Here is a 20,988-nt window from a genome sequence, read left to right on the forward strand (position 1 = left end):
GTCATGGCGGACGACCGCCTCACCATCGGCTCCACCACGTTCAACTCCCGGCTGATCATGGGTACGGGCGGGGCGCCCAGCCTCGACGTACTGGAACGCTCCCTGATCGCCTCCGGCACCGAACTCACCACGGTCGCGATGCGCCGCCTGGATCCCGCGGTCCAGGGCTCCGTCCTCTCCGTGCTCGGCTCTCTGGGCATCCGCGCGCTGCCCAACACCGCCGGCTGCTTCACCGCGGGCGAGGCGGTGCTCACCGCGCGCCTCGCCCGCGAGGCGCTCGGCACGGACTGGATCAAGCTGGAGGTGGTCGCGGACGAACGCACCCTGCTGCCCGACCCGATCGAGCTGCTCGACGCCGCCGAGACGCTGGTCGACGACGGTTTCACGGTCCTCCCGTACACCAACGACGATCCGGTGCTCGCCAGAAAGCTGGAGGACGTGGGCTGCGCCGCGATCATGCCGCTCGGCTCGCCGATCGGCTCCGGACTGGGCATCCGCAATCCGCACAACTTCGAGCTGATCGTGGCGCGGGCGCGGGTGCCGGTGATCCTGGACGCGGGCGCGGGCACCGCCTCGGACGCGGCGCTCGCCATGGAGCTGGGCTGCGCCGCCGTGATGCTGGCCTCGGCGGTCACCCGGGCGCAGGAGCCGGTGCTGATGGCCGAGGCGATGCGGCACGCGGTGGAGGCGGGCCGGCTCGCGTACCGCGCCGGCCGTATCCCGCGCCGGCACTTCGCGGAGGCGTCGTCGCCGGCGGAGGGACTGGCGGCGCTGGACCCGGAGCGCCCGGCGTTCCCGGATACCGGCGGTGTCAGGACCGTGTGACGCGTGGCGCTCCTCGGTCAGCCGTACGGGCACCGCTCACGCGCCGTCACCGCGCGGCCACCGGCCCGGTCCGTCCCGCGAGGAGCGGGCCGCCGCTGTCACGGCTCGGCTGCGGAAGTGTGTCCGGTCTGCCCCAGGGCTTCGGGAGTGTCCGCCGCGGATCGTAGACTCGCCGACGTGGATACGACCCTTCAGGATCCCATCGTCGGGCAGGTGCTCGACGGCCGCTACCGCGTCGATGCCCGCATCGCCGTCGGCGGCATGGCCACGGTCTACCGGGCCGTCGACATCCGGCTGGACCGGGTCCTGGCCCTCAAGGTCATGCATCCGGCCCTCGCCGCCGACGCCAGCTTCGTGGAGCGCTTCATCCGCGAGGCCAAGTCGGTGGCCCGGCTGTCCCATCCCAATGTGGTCGCGGTCTTCGACCAGGGCGCGCAAGGCGCGTACGTCTATCTGGCGATGGAGTACGTCGCGGGCTGCACTCTGCGTGATGTCCTGCGCGAGCGTGGCGCTCTTCAGCCACGGGCCGCGCTGGACATCCTGGAGCCGGTGCTCGCCGCGCTGGGCGCCGCGCACCGCGCCGGTTTCGTCCACCGTGACATGAAGCCCGAGAACGTCCTCATAGGAGACGACGGACGGGTCAAGGTCGCGGACTTCGGTCTGGTGCGGGCCGTGGGCGATGTCACCAGCACCACCGGGTCCGTCCTCGGCACGGTGTCGTATCTCGCGCCCGAGCAGATCGAGTCCGGCGCCTCGGACACCCGGGTCGATGTGTACGCCTGCGGAGTCGTCCTGCACGAAATGCTGACGGGCGCCAAGCCGCACGCCGGAGACACCCCTGCCCAGGTGCTCTATCTGCATCTCAACGAGGACGTGCCCGCGCCGTCCGCCGCCGTCCCGGGTCTCGCCGTCGAGCTGGACGCGCTGGTCGCGGCGGCCACCGCCCGTAACCCCGACGCCCGTCCCTATGACGCGGTGGCGCTGCTCGCGCTGGCCCGCGAAGCCCGCGCCAGACTCACCGACGTCCAGCTCGACGCCGTACCGCCGCGGGCCAGGCCCGGAACAGGCACCGGAGCCGAGAACCGTACGTCGGTGATCCCTCGCCCCTTCGCCGGACGTCCCGAGCAGACGCCCGCCGAGCCGCGGCGCGAGTCGCCGGTCGAGCACACGAGCCTGCTGGAGACGGCGCCGCCGGACCGCTCCTCACCGGGCCGGCGGACCCGCCGAGGAGCGCTGCCCCGGCGAGGCGTGATCGCGTCGATCGTGGCCGTGCTGCTGGTCCTCGGCATCGGTTCCGGAGTCTGGTACATCAATTCGGGTCAGTTCAGCCGCGTTCCCTCGCTGCTCGGCCAGAGCGAGCGGGAGGCCAGGAACCGGCTCGCCGACGCGGGACTCGCCGCGAAGGTCACCAGGGACTTCAGCGACACCTTCGCGCGCGGCACGGTCCTGCGCAGCGATCCCGGAGCCCGCGCGCGTGTGCGCGGCGACGGTCCGGTGACCATCGTCGTCTCACGGGGCCCGGAGGTCGTCCAGGTCCCGGATCTCACGGGCACGTCGCTCGATGACGCCAGGCGTACGCTGAAGGAGACCGGGCTGGCCGCCGGAGTGGTCAGGCGGTCGTTCGACGACGATGTGGCGCAGGGCTCGGTGATCAGCTCCGACCCGGCGCCGGGCCGCGAGGTCCGGCCGGACTCCGGTGTCGCTCTGGTCGTCAGCAAGGGCAGTGCCATCGAGGTCACGGACGTGACCGGTGAGTCCGTGGACGAGGCGACCGCCGAGCTCGAAGAGGCGGGCCTCCAGGTCAGGATCGCCTCGGACCAGGTGGACTCACCCGAGGAGGAGGGCACCGTCGCCGTGCAGTCTCCGGCCGAGGGAGCCCGGCTGGCGCGGGGCGACACCGTCACGCTGACGATGTCCAAGGGACCGCGGATGGTCTCCGTCCCGGATGTCACGGGGCTGAAGACCAAGGAGGCCAGGAGCCTGCTGGAAGGAGCGGGCTTCCAGGTCGAGGTCGACCGCAGCTTCCCGTTCCTGGACGACAGGGTCTCCGAGCAGTCCGTCGAGGGCGGCGACGAGGCGCCGGAGGGCAGCACCATCACCATCAAGACCGAAGGAATCTAGAGACGCCATGCGCAACCCCGTCGGCGGCCATGTCCCCGTGGCCGGCGGCCTCGCCACGACCGGCCTGGCCTACGCCCGCGAGCTGGGCGCGGAGACCGTCCAGGTCTTCGTCGCCAATCCCCGGGCCTGGGCCACCTCCGCCGGGAATCCGGCGCAGGACGAGCTGTTCCGTGCCGAATGCGCGGCCGGCGGCATCCCTGCCTATGTGCACGCACCGTACTTGATCAATTTCGGTTCGCACACCGAGGCGACCGCCGAGAGGTCGGTGGAGTCCCTGCGGCACAGCCTGCGCCGTGGCCGTGAGATAGGCGCGCTGGGTGTGGTCGTGCACACCGGCTCGGCGACCGGCGGCCGCACGCGCGAGGTGGCGCTGGCCCAGGTACGGGAGCGGATGCTGCCGCTCCTGGACGAGCTGACCGACGACGACCCGTTCCTGCTGCTGGAGTCCACCGCGGGCCAGGGCTTCTCGCTCTGCTCAAGGACCTGGGACTTCGGCCCGTATTTCGAGGCGCTCGACTCCCATCCGAAGCTGGGCATCTGCCTGGACACCTGCCATGTCTTCGCGGCCGGACACGATCTCAGCGGCCCGCACGGCATGCGGCAGACGCTGGATCTGCTGGTGGACACGGTCGGCGAGGGCCGGCTCAAGCTGATCCACGCCAATGACTCCAAGGACGTGGCGGGCGCGCACAAGGACCGTCACGAGAACATCGGGATGGGACACATCGGCGAGGAGCCGTTCCGTGAGCTGTTCTCGCATCCGGCGACCGAGGGTGTTCCGCTGGTGATCGAGACACCGGGCGGCAAGGAAGGACATGTGTCGGACGTGGAGCGGCTGAAGAAGCTGCGCGACGGCTGATCGCCGCACCGGGATCGCGCTCTGGTCAGAGCTCGGGACCGTCTCCCGGGCCCTCCTGGTAGGAATAGCGCTGCTCCGCCCACGGGTCACCGATGTTGTGATAGCCGCGCTCCTCCCAGAAGCCGCGGCGGTCGGCGGTCATGTACTCCACGCCCCGGACCCATTTCGGTCCCTTCCAGGCATAGAGCTGCGGGACGACGAGCCGCACCGGAAAACCGTGCTCGGCGGTGAGCAGCTCGCCGTCCTTGTGGGTGGCGAACATCGTACGGTCGGACACGAAGTCGGCGAGCCGCAGATTGGAGCTGAAGCCGTACTCGGCCCAGACCATGACATGCGTGACGCTTGACGCCGGCGGTGCGAGTTCGAGGACCGTACGGGCGGGCACACCGCCCCATTCGGCCCCCACCATGCTGAATTTCGTCACGCAGTGCAGATCGGCGACCACCGTCGAGAAGCCCAGCGCCGAGAATTCCTCGTGGTTCCAGCAGTGCTTGTCACCGTCGGCGGTGGCGCCGAAGACCCGGAACTCCCACCGGTCCGGCTTGAACTTGGGTACGGGCCCGTAATGGGTGACCGGCCAGCCGCGCTGCAGTCGCTGCCCCGGTGGTAGCTCGGACTGTTCCGGCTCGTGATATTTCCGGCTTTCCGGCTGACCCATGCCGTCCATGGTGACAGACAGGAAGGGATGGTCATGACCAGGCCCGATCCAATTCGGTCAATTCATATTAAGCTCGCCCTTACTGGACGGTCACTGATCACCGTGCGAGGATGCGCGCATTCTGCCTCGTCACTCGCCTGGAAGGAGCGCCGCGATGCAGGGCGACCCCGAGGTCATCGAGTTTCTCAATGAGCAACTGACCGCCGAGTTGACCGCGATCAATCAGTACTTCCTGCACGCGAAGCTGCAGGAGAACTTCGGCTGGACAAAGCTCGCCAAGTACACCCGGGCCGAGTCCTTCGACGAGATGAGGCACGCCGAGCTGCTCACCGACCGGATCATCTTCCTGGAGGCCCTGCCGAACTACCAGCGGCTCTTCCATGTGCGCGTCGGCCAGACCGTCACCGAGATGTTCCAGGCCGACCGGCAGGTCGAGGTGGAGGCGATCGACCGTCTGAAGCGCGGGATCGATGTCATGCGGGTCAAGGACGACCACACGTCGAAAGGCATCTTCGAGTCGATCCTGGCGGACGAGGAACACCACATCGACTATCTCGACACCCAGCTCGCACTGGTCGAGAAGCTCGGCGAGGCGCTCTACATCGCCCAGGTCATCGAACAGCCGGACAGTTGACACCAAGCGCCGACGCCTACGCGGCTTCGTGCCTACGCGGCTTCACCCAGACCGGCGGCCGGAGCCGCCGCCGTACCGTCCACCGGCGCCCGGAAAGCGGCCCCGGCCTGACCGAGCAGCTCACGGCGCGGGCAGCCGCCTCGGCCGAGGATCGACTGGATATGGCGGACGCACGAACCGCAGTCGGTGCCGGCCTTGCTGGCCGACGCTATCTGACGCGGAGTGCACGCACCGGCTTCCGCGTGCTCCCTGACCTGCGTCTCGGTGATACCGAAGCATGAGCAGACGTACACGCGGTTCACCTCCCGGCGAGGTCGTTGGTTCAGGCCGCCCGGACTCTCCGGTGAGGCAAACCTAACCTTACCTGTGACTCGCGGTACGCAAAAGCCACGGACACGACGGTGGGGCGCGAATCACATCGATCCGCGCCCCACCGTCGTATGTGTGTCCGCCCCGCCGCCTACTGGTCGCGGTACATCTCGGCGACCAGGAACGCCAGGTCCAGCGACTGGCTGCGGTTCAGACGCGGGTCGCACGCCGTCTCGTAGCGCTGGTGCAGATCGTCGACGAAGATCTCGTCGCCGCCGCCCACGCACTCGGTGACATCGTCGCCGGTCAGCTCGACATGGATGCCGCCCGGGTGGGTGCCGAGGCCCTTGTGGACCTCGAAGAAGCCCTTCACCTCGTCGAGCACGTCGTCGAAGCGGCGCGTCTTGTGGCCGGACGCCGCCTCGAAGGTGTTGCCGTGCATCGGGTCGGTCACCCACGCCACCGTGGCGCCGGAGGCCGTGACCTTCTCGACCAGCTCGGGCAGCTTGTCCCTGACCTTGTCGGCGCCCATCCGGACGATGAAGGTCAGCCGGCCCGGCTCACGGTCCGGGTCGAGCCGGTCGATGTAGGTGAGCGCCTCGTCGACGGTCGTCGACGGGCCGAGCTTGATCCCGATCGGATTGTTGATCTTCGAGGCGAACTCGATGTGCGCGCCGTCGAGCTGGCGGGTGCGCTCACCGATCCAGACCATATGACCCGAGACGTCGTACAGCCGGCCCGTACGCGAGTCGACGCGGGTCAGCGCGGACTCGTAGTCCAGCAGCAGCGCCTCGTGCGACGAGTAGAACTCGACCGTGCGGAACTCCGCCGGGTCGGTGCCCGCGGCCTTCATGAAGTTCAGCGCGTTGTCGATCTCACGCGCGAGCTGCTCGTAGCGCTGCCCGGACGGAGACGACTTCACGAAGTCCTGATTCCAGGCGTGCACCTGGCGCAAATCGGCGTAACCGCCGGTGGTGAAGGCGCGGACCAGATTGAGCGTCGCGGCGGACGCGTTGTACATCCGCTTGAGCCGCTCCGGATCCGGGATCCGGTCCTTCTCGTTGAAGGCGAAGCCATTGACCGAGTCGCCGCGGTAGGTCGGCAGCGTCACGCCGCCGCGCGTCTCGGTTCCCTTGGAACGCGGCTTGGAGTACTGGCCCGCGATCCGGCCGACCTTCACCACCGGCACGGAAGCGGCGTAGGTGAGAACGGCGCCCATCTGGAGCAGCGTCTTCAGCTTGTTGCGGATCTGGTCCGCGGAGACGGCGTCGAAGGCCTCGGCGCAGTCGCCGCCCTGCAGCAGGAACGCCTCGCCCTTGGCGACGGCTCCCATCCGGGCGCGTAGCTGATCGCACTCGCCCGCGAACACGAGCGGCGGATACGACTTCAGCTCGGCCACGACCTCGCGCAGGGCTTCCTGGTCCGGATACTCCGGCTGCTGGGCAGCGGGAAGACCTTGCCAGGAGGGCACATGGGCGGCGGGGTTCTCAGCGTTCACTGTCACGGCTCCAGATTACGTGGTCGCGGGCTGTGTCACGGGCAGCGCTCACAGTGTGGAACGTCCGGCGCCCGCGGGAGCCGGGACCCGCGCGCCCAGGGTCGTAACCGGACAACCCGGCACCTGATGCGCTAAGGTGCCTCGCATGTTCGCGCATTCGAATCAGACCTGGTGGTGGACCGCTCGTCCGGCGGCCCACTGATTCACCGCGCGCACCACGAACCGCGAAGGCCGCCCGAGGGGCGGCCTTCCGTGTTTCCCGGGCTCGGACCGGAGAGACGGGCCGTTCCTCTCCTCCGGAAGGAACACCTCAGATGCCCGACCTGCCGCTCGACGGACTCGTCCGCCGGCTCCTGGACGACGACTGCCCGCCCTTCGCCCTGCTGCGCAGGCGCACGCCGGGCCGGGACCACGACACCGTGGAGCTGCTGATCGGCTCCGTGCACGAGGCCGGTCTGCTCGCCGATCTCCCGGCGGGCGACCGGCCCTCGCTCGCCCTGGTGCCGTTCCGGCAGATCAGGGAGCGCGGCTTCGGCGCCCGGGACGACGGGACGCCGCTGTCCGTACTGATCGCGGACGAGACGTACGAACTGTCCCTCGACGAGCTACTCGACCGGCTGCCCGCCCATGACGTACGGGTCGAGGACGGCGCCTTCGACATCGACGACGAGCGGTACGCGGAGATCGTCCGACGGGTCGTCGAGGACGAGATCGGCCGGGGCGAAGGCGCGAACTTCGTCATCCGGCGGACCTTCGAGGGCCGGATCCCCGGCTTCGGCCGCGCCGACGCCCTCGCCCTCTTCCGGCGGCTGCTCGCCGGTGAGCGTGGCGCGTACTGGACCTTCGTCGTGCACACCGGCGAGCGCACCCTCGTCGGTGCCAGTCCCGAGGTCCATGTCCGGATGAGCGGCGGGACGGTCGTGATGAACCCGATCAGCGGGACCTACCGCTATCCGCCGGAGGGTCCGACCCCGGAAGGGCTGCTCGATTTCCTCGGCGACCGCAAGGAGACCGAGGAACTCTCCATGGTCGTCGACGAGGAACTGAAGATGATGTGCACCGTCGGCGACCGCGGCGGCGTGGTGATCGGTCCCCGGCTCAAGGAGATGGCGCATCTCGCCCACACCGAGTACGAACTGCGCGGCCGGTCCTCGCTCGATGTGCGTGAGGTCCTCAAGGAGACGATGTTCGCGGCGACGGTCACCGGTTCGCCCGTCCAGAACGCCTGCCGGGTCATCGAACGCCATGAAACCGGTGGACGCGGCTACTACGCGGGCGCACTCGCGCTCATCGGGCGGGACGCCGGCGGCGCGGGGACCCTCGACTCCCCCATCCTGATCCGTACCGCCGACATCGACCGCGAAGGCGGGCTGCGTGTGGCGGTCGGAGCGACGCTCGTACGCCACTCGGACCCGGCCGGCGAGGTCGCCGAGACCCATGCGAAGGCGGCGGGAGTGCTCGCGGCGCTGGGAGTGCGTCCGGGACGGCCGCGCGACGAGTCAGGACGGCCGCGGCTCGCCGACGATCCACGGGTGCGGGCCGCGCTGGACGCCCGGCGCGCGAACCTCGCGCCGTTCTGGCTGAAGATGCGCACCGGGCCCGCGACCCTCACCGGACACGCCCTGGTCATCGACGGCGAGGACACCTTCACCGCGATGCTCGGTCATCTGCTGCGCTCCTCCGGCCTGGAGGTGACGGTACGGCGCTACGACCAACCGGGCCTGCGCCAGGCCGTGTTCGCGCACCGTGGCCCGGTGGTGCTGGGGCCGGGTCCCGGCGATCCGGCGGACGCCGCCGATCCGAAGATGCGGCTGCTGCGCGGGCTCACCGCCGAACTGATCCGTGCCCGGCGGCACGGTCTGCTCGGTGTCTGTCTCGGCCATGAGCTGATCGCTGTCGAGCTGGGCCTGGAGACCGTACGCAAACGGCTTCCGTACCAGGGCGCGCAGACCGCGATCAGCCTCTTCGGCCGGGAGGAGACGGTCGGCTTCTACAACAGCTATACCGCGCGCTGCGACGACGCGACGGCCGGTGAACTGGCCGCGCACGGCATCGAGGTGAGCCGCGACGCGGAGAGCGGCGAGGTGCACGCGCTCCGGGGAAGGGGCTTCGCCTCGGTGCAGTTCCATCCCGAGTCCGTACTCACACTGAACGGTCCGGCGATCGTCTCCGAGCTGCTCACCGAGGTGCTCCGCGCGGGCGCCGGAGACACGCGCGTCGGACAGGGCTGAGCGCGGCAGGCCGGAGAGCCGGGGCGCGCGCCCGCCCCGGCTCCTCCTCGAAGGCGGTGGTGCGGCCTCGCCGCCGAGAGGCCGCTCAGACGTCGTCGAGGCCGCGCTCGATGGCGTAGCGCACCAGCTCGACGCGGTTGTGCAGTTGCAGCTTGCCGAGGGTGTTCTGCACGTGGTTCTGCACGGTGCGGTGCGAGATGACCAGGCGCTCGGCGATCTGCTTGTACGAGAGCCCCTTCGCGACCAGCCGCAGTACCTCGGTCTCCCGCTCGGTGAGCTCCGGCGCGCCGCGCTCGCCGGAGGCGACCGGCGCGGGCTCCGAGGCGAGCCGGCGGTACTCACCCAGCACCAGCCCGGCGAGACCGGGAGTGAAGACGGGATCACCGGCGGCCGTACGGCGCACGGCGTCGGTCAGCTCTTCCGTACTGGCCGACTTGAGCAGATAGCCGGTGGCGCCGGACTTCACCGCCTCCAGGACATCGGCGTGCTCCCCGCTGGCGGAGAGCACCAGGACACGCAGTCCCGGCTGGGAACCGACCAGCTCCTTGCAGACCTGAACCCCTGGCATACCGGGCAGGTTGAGGTCGAGGACAAGCACCGCCGGGACGGTGGCCTTCGCCCGGCGCACCGCCTGATGGCCGTCTCCCGCCGTCGCCACCACCTCGAAACCGGCCGCGTCCAGATCACGGGCGACGGCGTCCCGCCACATCGGATGGTCGTCGACCACCATCACCCTGACCGGCTGCTCCGTCTCCACCGCGCTCCGCTCGCTCATCGCGCCGCCTTCCCCCGTCCCCGTGGAACCTTCAATTCGACTTCCGTACCCTGCCCCGGCACCGAGATCAGCTCCGCCGTGCCTCCCAGCTCCCGCAGCCGGCCACGGATCGAGAGGGCGACGCCAAGACGTCCCTCGCCCTCGGCCTGGGCCAGCCGTCCCTCGGGGATGCCCGGACCGTCGTCCCGGACGGTCACGATCACTTCCTCCGGCCAGTCCTCGACCAGGATCCAGGCGCGGGCACCGGCTCCCGCGTGTCTGCCGACATTGTCCAGGGCGGCACTGACAGCCGCCGCCAGCTCACCGGCCGGCCCGGCGTCGAGCAGCACAGGCGCGCCGGGCTCCGCGAAGGTGACCTTCGAGCTCGCGTACGGCGCGAGGAGCGAGCGCAGATCACACAACTCCGGCTCCTCCGACCGCTCCTCGCCACCCCCGGCGGCAGAGACGCCGGGACGCCGCGCGGCGTCCTCCGGCGCACGAGTCGCGGGCACCAGCCCGCTGGAAACGAGGGTCCGCAGGGCGACCTCCTGCTCGCCCGCCATCCGGCCGAGCTCCGCGGCCTCGCCGCCCAGGGCCGTACCGCGCCGCTGCACCATCGCCAGGACCTGGAGCACGCTGTCATGGATGTCGCGGGCCAGCCGCTCGCGCTCCCGCGTCGCGGCCTCGATCTCCAAGGCGCGGGCGAGCGTGCGCTCGGAGGCGCGTGCGACCTCGACGACATAACCGATGGCGATGGAGGCGACCCAGACGAGCAGGACATTGTGGAGCGTGTCCCGGCTGGGATGGGCGCGCTCGACGAGATTGGCCACGGCGACAAAGGACGAGGCGACACAGGCCCAGCGCCAGCCGCCCTTGACGGCGAAGGCGAGGACCGAGCCCGCGGTCCATATCGAAGGCAGCGTGGGCTCGTCGATCTGCTGGGCGTGGGCGTCGGCCAGCGGCGTGAGCAGAATTCCGGTGAGGGCCAGGGTGAGATCGGCGACCAGGAAACGCCTGGTGCAGCTCTCGGCGTTGGCCACTTTGGGCAGTGTGGCCAGGGTCCAGACGGCCAGGACGGTCAGGAAGCCGGCGGCGACCCAGGGCCGCTCGAAGCGCTGGCGCTCGTAGACGAAGAGGAGGACCGCGTAGACCATCGTCAGAAGGCGGTAGGCACTCAACGCGCGCCACAGCGGCTGCTCGACGGACATCCTCATCAGCACACGGCCCCCCTCTTTTTTGTGGCTCGGTTCGCCTCCGGACGCCTCATGCCACTGCCGACGGTCGACCGTGCTCGATTCGGCCACGCGGCGAAGCCGCATATCCACCACAGCCCTCACGAACCTCCGCGCGCTCTCCCTTTCGACAGCGGCGCGCCCTTCGCCTCACACACCCCCATTTTCAGGGCTCGGTTCACCTCCAGGCGCCTCATGCCACTGCCGACGGTCGACCGTGCTCGATTCGTTCGTTCCTCACGAACCTCCGCGCGCTCTCCCTTTCGACAGCGGCGCGCCCTTCGGCTCACTCGCCGGCCGGCCCCGCCGTCTTGGCCGCTTCGGCCAACTGCCGCTTGGCCGCCGTCGCGTAGATGTCCACGTACTCCTGGCCCGAAAGCTTCATGATCTCGTACATGACCTCGTCGGTCACCGATCGCAGAATGAAGCGGTCGCCCTCCATGCCCTGGTAGCGGCTGAAGTCCAGCGGCTTGCCGATCCTGATCCCCGGGCGCATCAGCTTGGGCATGACCTTGCCGGGCGGCTGGATCTTCTCGGTGTCGATCATGGCGACCGGGATGACCGGCGCACCCGAGCCGAGCGCCACGCGTGCCAGGCCGCCCGGCTTGCCACGGTAGAGACGGCCGTCGGGCGAGCGGGTGCCCTCCGGATAGATACCGAAGAGCTCACCGCTCTCCAGGACCTTTATCCCGCTGTTGATCGCCGCCTCACCGGCGCCGCGCGCGCCGGAGCGGTCGACGGGAAGCTGTCCGACGCCCTTGAAGAAGGCCGCGGTGAGCTTGCCCTTGAGACCCGGCGAGGTGAAGTACTCGGCCTTGGCGATAAAGGTGACCTTGCGGTCGAGCACGGCCGGAAGGAAGAACGAGTCCGAGAACGACAGATGGTTGCTCGCGAGGATCGCCGGCCCCTCGGCGGGAATGTTCTCAAGGCCCTCCACCCAGGGTCTGAAGGCAAGCTTCAAGGACCCGCCGATGGAGAACTTCATTGCGCCGTAGATCAACTCGGATGCCTCCTGTGTGCTGTCGCACAGACCTTAACGCGTGGGTGGCCGGTCCTCTCCTTCATGAGGACCGACGGACCTGGTCGGTGTCGGTCCGGTCGCGTACGGTGAAGTACATCTTCCCGAGCCTCACGAACAGGAGACCCCGGTGCCGGTCCTTCCTGGAGCCGAGCCGTACCGCCATGAGGGCGGCGAGGTCGGCGTCCTTCTCTGTCACGGATTCACCGGTTCCCCGCAGTCGCTGCGCCCATGGGCCGAGTATCTGGCCGCGCGCGGACTGACCGTCTCCCTGCCGCTGCTGCCCGGTCACGGCACGCGCTGGCAGGACATGCAGCTCACCGGCTGGCAGGACTGGTACGCGGAGGTGGACCGGGCGCTGCGGGAGCTGCTGGAGCGGTGCGCCCAGGTCTTCGTCCTCGGGCTCTCGATGGGCGGGGCGCTGGCGCTGCGGCTCGCCGCGAAGCACGGCCCGGCGATCAGTGGAGTCGTCGTGGTCAACCCTGCGGTCAAGGTGCACGGAGCGGTCGCCTACGCCCTTCCGGTCGTCCGCCATCTGGTACCCAGCACCAAGGGGCTGACGAACGACATCGCCAAGGAGGGCGGCGAGGAGCTCGGCTACGACCGGGTGCCGCTGCACGCCGCCCACTCCCTGCGGAATTTCTTCCGGCTGGTGGACGGTGCGCTGCCCCAGGTCACTCAGCCGCTGCTGCTGTTGCACAGCCCGCAGGACCATGTGGTGCCGCCGGCGGACTCGGCCCGGGTCCTCAGCCGTGTCTCGTCGGCGGATGTCCGGGAGATCCTGCTGGAACAGAGCTACCACGTGGCGACGTTGGACCATGACGCGGAGCGGATTTTCGAGGAGAGTCACGCGTTCATGAGCCGGCTCGCTCCGAGTGTCGGGAAGAAGGGGAGCACTACCGGTGGCTGAGCATGACGCGGACCGTGAGCCGCAGCCGATCGACGAGGACGCGGCCTGGGCCGCGATCGTGGCCGGATACGGCGAGGAGCCGGCGGATCCGCCGGGCGCCAAGCCGTTCAAGTCGGTCGAGGGTCTCGCCGTGCTGGAGAGCGAGCGGAACAGGTCCAAGCCGGATCCGGACCCGGAGCCCGCGGCTCCGGAGAAGGAACAGGAGGACCCGAAGCCCGCTCTGGGCGGCTCGGTGGTCTTCGCGCCCGGTGTCGGCGGCCCGCGCGACTATCAGGTGGCCGAGCCGCAGGAGGACGACCTCGACGACGGCGACGAGGGACATTTCGTCCCGCCGGAGCCGCCGCCGCTGCCGGAGTCCGATGTGACGGCCAAGTTCGCCTGGCTCGCGGTGATCGGCGGCCCGGTGCTGATGCTGGTCGCCGTACTGCTCCAGTGGGAGATGACCTGGTGGCTGACCACCGTCTGCATCGGCGGTTTCCTGGGTGGCTTCGCCACTCTGGTGGCGCGGATGGGACACGGCGACGACGAGGACGACGACCCGGGCCGCGGCGCCGTCGTCTGACCCGCGCGTCCCGGAGCCGGTTACGGCTTCAGGACGCGGGCACGCGGAGGGCGGCCAGCACCGGAAGGTGATCGGTGGCCGCCCTCAGATCGTCCTCGGTCAGACCGGGCACGTCTCTCGGCACGCCGCAGCCGAGGACGTCGACGCCCTCGGTGGCGAAGACGGCGTCGATGCGCTGACGCGGGTTCGCAGGCGTCGAGGTGTACTCGTCACCCCATGGCTCAGCCGCCCAGCAGTCCCGGAGCTCGCCGGCCAGCAGCCGGAAACCGGGCCCGGCCGGGCCTTCGTTGATGTCGCCGGCCGCGATCGCGTACGGCACGTCCATCGCCTTGAGCCGGTCCAGCACCATTCCCGCCTGCGCGTACCGTTCGTCGCTCCGCAGGCTCAGATGGCAGCTCAGCAGCCCCATCCGGGCCCGCCCGATCCGTACCACCGCGGTCGCGAAGCCGCGCCGGTGCAGGCCAGGAGTGAGCGGCAGCAGGATGTCCTCGGTCCGCTCGACCGTGGCGCGCATCGAGCACAGCAGCAGCGGCCCGGACGCGGTGGCACCGCCGCTGAGGACCACCAGACCGGTGTGCGCGGCCAGCCAGGCCGCGCGCTTGCGCCAGCGGAAGAAGCGGGGCGCCTCCTGGATGAAGACAAGATCCGGCGCGCACGCCTGGATCACCCGGGCCAGCGCCTCCCGGTCGTCGCGCATCGAGCGGATGTTGTAACTGAGCACCCGGATCACCGCCGAACCGTCCGGCTCGGTACGGGAGTCGGGCAGCGTGGGCTTCACCATTCGTCACACGATACGTGAGGAGGCGACGGCGGTACGAGCCGACACCGCCGTGCCCGGACACGGCTGTGCCCGCCGCACCCCGGATGAGGTACGGCGGGCACAGTCGCACTTGAATCAGCCCTGTCTCGCCAGGTCCGCGGCGCCCACCAGCCCTGCTTCGCCGCCCAGTTGAGCGGCGAGCACCTGGGCGTGCGGACGCCACTCGCCGCCGATCAGCCAGCGCCGGAAGGACTTGCGGATCGGATCGAGGACCAACTCGCCCTCGTCCGAGACACCTCCGCCGACGATGAAGGCCGACGGGTCGAAGAGCGAGGCCAGATCCGCGAGACCGGCGCCCGCCCAACGGGCCAGCTCGCGGAAGGAGTCGACGGCCACCGGGTCACCGGCGCGGGCCGCGGCGCTGACATGGCGGCCCTCGATCGCTTCCGGTGTGCCGTCGCCGAGACTGAGCAGGATCTCGGCGTTCTCCGGCGTCGCGTTGGCGCGCTGCCTCGCGTACCGGACGAGAGCGCGCCCGGACGCGTACTGCTCCCAGCAGCCCTGGCTGCCGCAGCCGCACAGCAGACCGTCGGGCACGACCCGGATGTGCCCGAACTCGGCCGCCACACCGAAGCGTCCGCGCCGCAGCTTGTTGCCGATGATGATGCCGCCGCCCAGGCCGGTGCCCAGGGTGATGCAGATGACGTCGTCGTGGCCCTGCCCGGCCCCGAACTTGTACTCGCCCCACGCGGCGGCGTTGGCGTCGTTCTCCACGACGACCGGCAGGCCGACCCGCTGCTCGACCTTGTCCTTGAGCGGCTCGTGCCGCCAGTTGATGTTCGGCGCGAAGAGGACGGTGGCGCGCTTGTCGTCGACGTAGCCGGCGGCGCCGATACCGACCGCCTCGATCTGGTGCCCCTCGCCGGCACCGGAGACAGCCGCGCAGATCGCGTCGACGATGCCTTCGGAGGTCGGCGGGGTGGGCACCTTGTGCGTCTCCAGGATGGTGCCCTCTTCGTCGACCACGCCGGCCGCGATCTTCGTGCCGCCGATGTCGACGCCGATGGTGAGTCCCATGTGTCCCTCAGTTTTCGGTCGAGCCCCGCTATGGCCAACCGTACCCGAGGGAGGGCCGGCACCCGGCTGTCAGTCCAGGTCGATGTGGCCGCCCGGACCAGGTCCTTCGTCCCTGGGGTCCGTGGGGTCGTCGGACTTCTCCGTGTCATGTGCGGCGTCCGTGGCGCGGGACGAGGGAGCCGGGCCCCGGGTCCAGCGGGTCTCCTGGCCCTCGACGGCGGAGCGGTACGCGGCGAGCAGTTCGTTCCCGGCCGCGGCGAGATGGTCGAAGACTCCGGGATTGCGCTCGATCACCGGCTCGACGGCCGCCTTGGCCTGGTTGATGAACTGCTGGACGGCGCCCTGCGCGGCCATGCCCAGCAGCGGGTTCTGGAGCGAGGACACCTTGTCCGCGACGGCGTCGACGAGCTTGCGCAGCTCCTCGGCGGCGGAGGCGGGCGCGGGTCCGTAGGTGGCGCGGCGGCGCAGCTTCTCCTCTTCGAGATCCTCGGCGCACGCCGTGGCCCAGGCGTCCGAGTCTGCGGCGGGGCGCTCGGTGGCTTCGCTCATGGGATGCTCCTGCGCGTCAGGGACAGGTCCGTCCGCCATGGGCAGCGAAACGGTTCTTTACCTCGACGGTACCCGAACGGTGCTCCGCCGTTCAGTCCGTACGCGGCCACAGAGCGGGGTCGGGAGCGAATCTCACCCGCAGCTCGCCGTCCGTGAGGGCCGCGCCGGTGACGGTGCAGCGGCGCAGCGCGGACGGCAGAGGAACGATCCGGCGGAACGGGCCGACGGTGAGCAGGAGTTCGTCGTCCCGGCGCACCAGGGACAGCTCGCCCTTGACCGCTCCGGGCAGCGGCAGGCACCAGACGAGCAGATCGTCCTCGGCGAGCCGGTCCTCGACCCGCCACGGATCGTCGGCCGGTCGCGGAAGCCGGTCGTCCGGTTCCACCGCGAGTCCGTCGTCCCTGATCAGACCGCCGGCCGCGTGCGCGGAGGCGCTGGAGGCCGATCCGCTGTCGAGCAGAGTGAGGTCGTCGAGCCCGTGCGGATCCCGGCCCAGGTGGTGCACCGCGCGGAGGGACGCGTCGGGCGGCCACTGCTCGTACCAGGCGTCCAGGCATTTCCGCTGCTGGGCGACGAGCGTCGCGAGCCAGGGACCGCCGCCGTCGTGGGGCAGTATCCGGTTCGCCACGAGCGCGTCGACACGCAGTCCGTACAGGGCCGCTCCCGTGCGGGCGACACGGAGGGTCTCCGCCGCCGCGGGCCCCGGCTCCGCGACCAGCCGCAGGGTGGTCGTCCTGTCCTCGATCAGCGACTGGACGGCGGCCAGCTCGGCGTCCCGGCGCGCGGCGGTCTCGTACAGCCACTGCGACGGCATCGCCACACCGGCGAGCTGGGCCATCAGCGGTCGCAGCGCACGGGCCGCCTGCCGTTCCGGTGGCAGCAGACGGCGCAGATAGCGGCGTAGCTGCTCGGGCAGGGCCAGCAGGGCCAGGGTTTCCCGCAGCGGCGGCATGTCGACGACCAGGATGTCCCAGCCGCCGGCCTCGGCCCGGCGCAGCGCGTGGAGCAGCGCGAACTGTTCGCTGCCCGGCAGCTCGGTGAGTTCCTCGCCGGCCAGTTTCCGGGCGCCCAGCAGGTCGAGTCCGGCGGCGGCCCGCTCCTGGAAGGCGAGCAGCTCCGTGCGGAAGTGCTCGCCGGAGTCGATACGCGCCGCCCACAGGCCGTCCGCCACCTCGGTGGGCTCGGCACCCACCGAGGTGCCGAGCTGGTCGCTCAGCGCGTCACCGGAGAGCAGCAGGACGCGCCCGCCGCGACGGGCCGCGGCCAGTGCGGTCGCCGCGGCGATCGTGGTACGGCCCGCGCCGCCGGGGCCGGTGACGAGAACCGTACGCATCGCTCAGGCTCCGGGGACGGACTCGACGCGCTTCTTCAGGCCGGCCAGCGCGCGGTCGATGATGACCTTCTCCGCCTTGCGCTTGATCATGCCGAGCATCGGGATCTTGACGTCGACGGTCAGCCGGTAGGTGACCTCGGTGCGGTCGTCGCCGACGGGCGCGAGGAAGTAGGAGCCGTCCAGGGCGCGCAGCATCTGGGACTTCACCAGCGTCCAGCTCACCTCGTCGTCACCGGTCCAGGTGTAGGCGAGCGTGTGGTCGTCCTTGATCGCTCCGGCGTCCAGCACCAGCCTGACCTGCTCGGCGCGGCCCTTGGCGTCGGTGGCGAGCACCTCGGCCTCCTTCACCTCGCCGGTCCACTCCGGATAGCGGGCGAAGTCGGCGATCACGTCCATGACGTCGGCCGGTGCCGCCTCGATCGTGATGCTCGAACTCGTGTGTTCCGCCATCGCCGTGCTCCTCCAGATGGGGTCTCCCCAGCGAAGCGAGAAGAAGGTCGCTCAGGGGTGTGTGGTGGGTCTGTACCAGTACCGGGTACGCGGTGTGCAGGCTATCGCGAAGGCGCCCGTCACCATTCCAGGGTCCACGGCCGTCCGGTCGAGGCGAAGTGACCGACATTCACGCACTCCGTGGCGCCGACGCGCATACGTCGCGACAGCGGCTGATGCACATGGCCGAAGAGCGCGTAACGGGGCCTGGTACGGCGGATGGCGTCCAGCAGAGCGCGGCTGCCGCGCTCGAAGCGGCGGGCCACCGTGTCGTACGTCAGCTCGGGCACCTCGGGCGGGATGTGCGAACAGAGCACGTCGACGTGTCCGAGCGCCTCGACCTTGGCGGCGTACTCCTCGTCGGAGATCTCGTACGGCGTGCGCATGGGCGTGCGCAGCCCGCCGCCGACGAAACCGAAGACCCAGCCGCCCAGTTCGACGCGCTCACCGTCGAGGACAGTGATGCCCGGCCCCGCGTACTCGGGCCAGAGGGACGGGATGTCGACATTGCCGTACGTGGCGTACGTCGGAGTGGGCAGCGCCGCGAACATTTCGGCGTACTGACGCCGTACCGCTCCTTCGATGGCGGCGGCCGGATCGATGTCCAGCCCGTCCCACAGCTCCCGGCCCAGGTCACGCGCCTCTTCGAAGCGCCGTGCGGTGCGCAGCTCCACTATCCGGTCGGCGTTCGCGACGCCGAAGAGGTCCGGGAAGATACCGCGCGAGTGATCCGCGTAGTCGAGGAAGAGGACGAGGTCGCCAAGGCAGATGAGGGCATCGGCGCCCTCACCCGCCCTCGTGAGACCGCGCGTGTTCCCGTGCACATCGCTGATCACATTGACTCGCATACCGCGCATGACGATCACCCTAGAACGTTTGTCCCGGCCTCGGTGGACAGGCCCGGACCTGCGGTTCCTTCCGCGCTGTCAGAGGTGTGGACTACTGTGCGCGAAGTACCGAAGAAATCGTGTGACGCACGGAACATCTGGCGGGGGCCCTCTATCCGTAGTCAGTACCGATGGGTAACGTCCGGGCAGTCCGGTCGTGCTCACCCCGGAGCACCTGCCCGATCTTGGACCGCGGCCGGCGCGTCACACAGAGCCGTGGCGCCGGCGCCCGATGAGGAGCAGCAGTCTTGCGCGAGTTCAGCCTTCCGGCCCTGTACGAGGTCCCCTCGGACGGCAACCTGACGGATCTCATCCGCCGCAATGCCGCTCAGCATCCCGATGTGGCCGTCCTCGGCCGCAAGGTGGCCGGCGCATGGACCGATGTCACCGCCACGCAGTTCCTCGCCGAGGTGCGGGCCGCCGCCAAGGGCCTGATCGCGGCGGGCATCCGGCCCGGCGACCGGGTCGCGCTGATGGCGCGCACCCGCTTCGAATGGGTGCAGCTCGACTTCGCGATCTGGAGCGCCGGCGCGGTCACCGTGCCGGTGTACGAGACCAGTTCGGCCGAGCAGGTGCAGTGGATGCTCGGCGACTCGGGCGCGGTCGCGGTGATCGTGGAGACCGCCGCGCACGCGGTGACGGTCGAGTCCGTACGCCAGGAACTGCCCGTCCTGCGGGACATCTGGCAGATCGACAAGGGCGGTGTCGACGAGCTGATCTCGGCCGGTGCGGAGATCACGGACGCGGCGGTCGACGAGCGCGCCGCGACCGCGAAGGCCGACGACCCGGCGACGATCGTCTACACCTCCGGGACCACCGGCCGTCCCAAGGGCTGCGTGCTGACACACCGCAGCTTCTTCGCGGAGTGCGGGAACGCCGTGGAGCGCCTCAAACCCCTCTTCCGCACGGGCGAATGCTCCGTGCTGCTCTTCCTCCCGGCCGCGCATGTCTTCGGACGGCTCGTCGAAGTGGCCGCCGTGATGGCACCGATCAAGCTCGGCTGCGTGCCCGACATCAAGAACCTCACCGAGGAACTGGCCACCTTCCGGCCGACCCTGATCCTCGGCGTGCCGCGCGTCTTCGAGAAGGTCTACAACGCGGCGCGCGCCAAAGCCCAGGCGGACGGCAAGGGCCGGATCTTCGACAAGGCCGCCCACACGGCGATCGCGTACAGCCGCGCGCTGTCCACCCGGCAGGGCCCCTCCCTCGGCCTCAGGATCCGGCACAAGATCTTCGACCGGCTCGTCTACCGCAAGCTGCGCGCGGTGCTCGGCGGGCGCGGCGAGTACGCCATCTCCGGCGGCGCCCCGCTGGGCGAGCGGCTGGGCCATTTCTTCCGCGGGACCGGCTTCACCGTGCTGGAGGGATACGGCCTGACGGAGTCCTGCGCCGCCACCGCGTTCAACCCGTGGGACCGGCAGAAGATCGGCACGGTCGGACAGCCGCTGCCGGGCTCGGTCGTGCGGATCTCGGACGACGGCGAGGTCCTGCTGCACGGCGAACACCTCTTCACGGGCTACTGGAACAACGAGGAGGCCACCGCGGAGGCGCTGGCCGACGGCTGGTTCCACACCGGTGACATCGGCACGCTCGACGAGGACGGCTATCTCACGATCACGGGCCGGAAGAAGGAGATCCTGGTGACCGCGGGCGGCAAGAACGTCGCGCCCGCGGTGATCGAGGACCGTATCCGGGCGCACGCGCTGATCGCGGAGTGCATGGTGGTCGGCGACGGCCGGCCGTTCGTGGGCGCGCTGATCACGCTGGACGAGGAGTTCCTGGGCCGCTGGGCGGCGGACCACGGCAAACCGGCGGATTCGACGCCGGAGACGCTGCGCGGGGACCCGGACCTGCTGGCGGAGATCCAGCGAGCGGTGGACGAGGGCAACGCGGCGGTGTCCAAGGCGGAGTCGGTACGGAAGTTCCGCGTGCTGGCCACGCAGTTCGTGGAGGAGGCGGGGCACATCACGCCGTCGCTGAAGCTGAAGCGGACGGTGGTGGCGAACGCGTTCGCGGACGAGATCGAAGCGATCTACAAGTCCTGAGGTGCGCCGTCCGGCGGGGGTTGCGGGTCGCCTCCGGCGCGGGTTGCGGGCTTGTACGGTCCGTTGTGGGTGCGGGCCGGTGGTTCCGTGCGGGTTGTCGCCGGGTGTCGTTCCGCGGTGGTGTCCTGGACTGCATGATTTACGGCGCGTGCGGCCCGGCAATCCAGTGACAGGCTGTCGAGCGCCACAAATCACGCTTTACGTCCCGGACACCACCCCTGCACGACCCCCTTCACC

Annotated in this window: 21 protein-coding genes; 9 read left to right on the forward strand and 12 right to left on the reverse strand. The window is 70.1% G+C overall.

The window, feature by feature from the left end; genetic code table 11:
* Positions 1-3 precede the first annotated feature (3 nt).
* From PV679_RS19970 to PV679_RS19980, 3 genes are all read left to right on the forward strand, one after another.
* Complete coding sequence (locus PV679_RS19970; RefSeq protein ID WP_319681679.1) at positions 4-825, forward strand: thiazole synthase; 822 nt, start codon at positions 4-6, stop codon at positions 823-825.
* 177 nt (positions 826-1,002) lie between these two features.
* Positions 1,003-2,946 (forward strand): Stk1 family PASTA domain-containing Ser/Thr kinase, encoded by a 1,944-nt coding sequence (gene pknB, locus PV679_RS19975; RefSeq protein ID WP_319681680.1) that lies wholly within the window; start codon positions 1,003-1,005, stop codon positions 2,944-2,946.
* A gap of 7 nt (positions 2,947-2,953) precedes the next feature.
* Complete coding sequence (locus tag PV679_RS19980) at positions 2,954-3,805, forward strand: deoxyribonuclease IV (protein ID WP_319681681.1); 852 nt, start codon at positions 2,954-2,956, stop codon at positions 3,803-3,805.
* Between the two features lie 25 nt (positions 3,806-3,830).
* Here PV679_RS19980 and PV679_RS19985 read toward each other — a convergent pair whose 3' ends face one another.
* The gene (locus PV679_RS19985) at positions 3,831-4,463 is read right to left on the reverse strand and encodes a sulfite oxidase-like oxidoreductase (RefSeq protein WP_319681682.1); all 633 of its coding nucleotides are present in this window, start codon (positions 4,461-4,463) and stop codon (positions 3,831-3,833) included.
* A gap of 154 nt (positions 4,464-4,617) precedes the next feature.
* Between PV679_RS19985 and bfr the strand changes: the two genes are divergently transcribed.
* A complete protein-coding gene (bfr, locus tag PV679_RS19990) occupies positions 4,618-5,097 on the forward strand; it encodes a bacterioferritin (protein WP_319681683.1) in 480 nt (159 codons plus the stop codon).
* Between the two features lie 32 nt (positions 5,098-5,129).
* Here the strand turns inward: bfr and PV679_RS19995 are convergent, their stop codons facing one another.
* Complete coding sequence (locus PV679_RS19995; protein ID WP_319681684.1) at positions 5,130-5,390, reverse strand: bacterioferritin-associated ferredoxin; 261 nt, start codon at positions 5,388-5,390, stop codon at positions 5,130-5,132.
* Positions 5,391-5,557: 167 nt separating this feature from the next.
* Positions 5,558-6,910, reverse strand: a complete 1,353-nt coding sequence (locus tag PV679_RS20000) for a class II 3-deoxy-7-phosphoheptulonate synthase (protein ID WP_319681685.1) — start codon at positions 6,908-6,910, stop codon at positions 5,558-5,560.
* Between the two features lie 139 nt (positions 6,911-7,049).
* On the opposite strand from PV679_RS20000, the gene PV679_RS36210 reads away from it, so the two are divergent.
* Both PV679_RS36210 and PV679_RS20005 read left to right on the forward strand, forming a co-directional pair.
* Positions 7,050-7,106, forward strand: a complete 57-nt coding sequence (locus tag PV679_RS36210; RefSeq protein WP_360166934.1) for a trp operon leader peptide — start codon at positions 7,050-7,052, stop codon at positions 7,104-7,106.
* Between the two features lie 112 nt (positions 7,107-7,218).
* A complete protein-coding gene (locus tag PV679_RS20005; protein ID WP_319681686.1) occupies positions 7,219-9,135 on the forward strand; it encodes an anthranilate synthase family protein in 1,917 nt (638 codons plus the stop codon).
* Positions 9,136-9,220: 85 nt separating this feature from the next.
* Here PV679_RS20005 and PV679_RS20010 read toward each other — a convergent pair whose 3' ends face one another.
* The 3 genes from PV679_RS20010 to PV679_RS20020 form a co-directional block, all read right to left on the reverse strand.
* Positions 9,221-9,910: a response regulator transcription factor gene (locus tag PV679_RS20010; protein ID WP_319681687.1), complete on the reverse strand. Its 690-nt coding sequence runs from the start codon at positions 9,908-9,910 to the stop codon at positions 9,221-9,223.
* Positions 9,907-11,103 (reverse strand): MacS family sensor histidine kinase, encoded by a 1,197-nt coding sequence (gene macS / locus PV679_RS20015; protein WP_319681702.1) that lies wholly within the window; start codon positions 11,101-11,103, stop codon positions 9,907-9,909. The genes PV679_RS20010 and macS overlap by 4 nt, the downstream gene beginning before the upstream one ends.
* A gap of 304 nt (positions 11,104-11,407) precedes the next feature.
* Positions 11,408-12,121 carry a lysophospholipid acyltransferase family protein gene (locus tag PV679_RS20020; RefSeq protein WP_319681688.1) on the reverse strand — a complete coding sequence of 238 codons (714 nt, stop codon included), beginning with the start codon at positions 12,119-12,121 and terminating at the stop codon, positions 11,408-11,410.
* A 148-nt stretch (positions 12,122-12,269) separates the two neighbouring features.
* Here PV679_RS20020 and PV679_RS20025 point away from each other — a divergent pair, with 148 nt between their 5' ends.
* The gene (locus PV679_RS20025) at positions 12,270-13,049 is read left to right on the forward strand and encodes an alpha/beta hydrolase (protein ID WP_319681689.1); all 780 of its coding nucleotides are present in this window, start codon (positions 12,270-12,272) and stop codon (positions 13,047-13,049) included.
* The gene (locus PV679_RS20030) at positions 13,042-13,611 is read left to right on the forward strand and encodes a hypothetical protein (RefSeq protein WP_319681690.1); all 570 of its coding nucleotides are present in this window, start codon (positions 13,042-13,044) and stop codon (positions 13,609-13,611) included. The genes PV679_RS20025 and PV679_RS20030 overlap by 8 nt, the downstream gene beginning before the upstream one ends.
* Before the next feature lie 28 nt (positions 13,612-13,639).
* On the opposite strand, the gene PV679_RS20035 is transcribed toward PV679_RS20030, so the two are convergent.
* The 6 genes from PV679_RS20035 to PV679_RS20060 form a co-directional block, all read right to left on the reverse strand.
* Complete coding sequence (locus PV679_RS20035) at positions 13,640-14,392, reverse strand: endonuclease/exonuclease/phosphatase family protein (protein WP_319681691.1); 753 nt, start codon at positions 14,390-14,392, stop codon at positions 13,640-13,642.
* Positions 14,393-14,506: 114 nt separating this feature from the next.
* Positions 14,507-15,448 carry an ROK family glucokinase gene (locus tag PV679_RS20040; protein WP_319681692.1) on the reverse strand — a complete coding sequence of 314 codons (942 nt, stop codon included), beginning with the start codon at positions 15,446-15,448 and terminating at the stop codon, positions 14,507-14,509.
* Positions 15,449-15,517: 69 nt separating this feature from the next.
* Entirely contained in the window at positions 15,518-15,997 is a 480-nt protein-coding gene (locus PV679_RS20045; RefSeq protein WP_319681693.1) for a DUF5304 domain-containing protein, read from the reverse strand.
* A gap of 91 nt (positions 15,998-16,088) precedes the next feature.
* On the reverse strand, positions 16,089-17,330 hold the full coding sequence (locus PV679_RS20050) for an ArsA family ATPase (protein ID WP_319681694.1): 1,242 nt from the start codon (positions 17,328-17,330) through the stop codon (positions 16,089-16,091).
* Positions 17,331-17,333: 3 nt separating this feature from the next.
* Positions 17,334-17,780 carry an SRPBCC family protein gene (locus tag PV679_RS20055; RefSeq protein ID WP_319681695.1) on the reverse strand — a complete coding sequence of 149 codons (447 nt, stop codon included), beginning with the start codon at positions 17,778-17,780 and terminating at the stop codon, positions 17,334-17,336.
* Positions 17,781-17,899: 119 nt separating this feature from the next.
* Complete coding sequence (locus tag PV679_RS20060) at positions 17,900-18,667, reverse strand: metallophosphoesterase family protein (RefSeq protein WP_319681703.1); 768 nt, start codon at positions 18,665-18,667, stop codon at positions 17,900-17,902.
* A gap of 287 nt (positions 18,668-18,954) precedes the next feature.
* On the opposite strand from PV679_RS20060, the gene PV679_RS20065 reads away from it, so the two are divergent.
* Complete coding sequence (locus PV679_RS20065; protein WP_319681696.1) at positions 18,955-20,751, forward strand: AMP-dependent synthetase/ligase; 1,797 nt, start codon at positions 18,955-18,957, stop codon at positions 20,749-20,751.
* Positions 20,752-20,988: the final 237 nt, after the last annotated feature.

Origin of the sequence: Streptomyces sp. AK02-01A, assembly GCF_033795305.1 — a bacterium.
Lineage (GTDB): Bacteria > Actinomycetota > Actinomycetes > Streptomycetales > Streptomycetaceae > Streptomyces.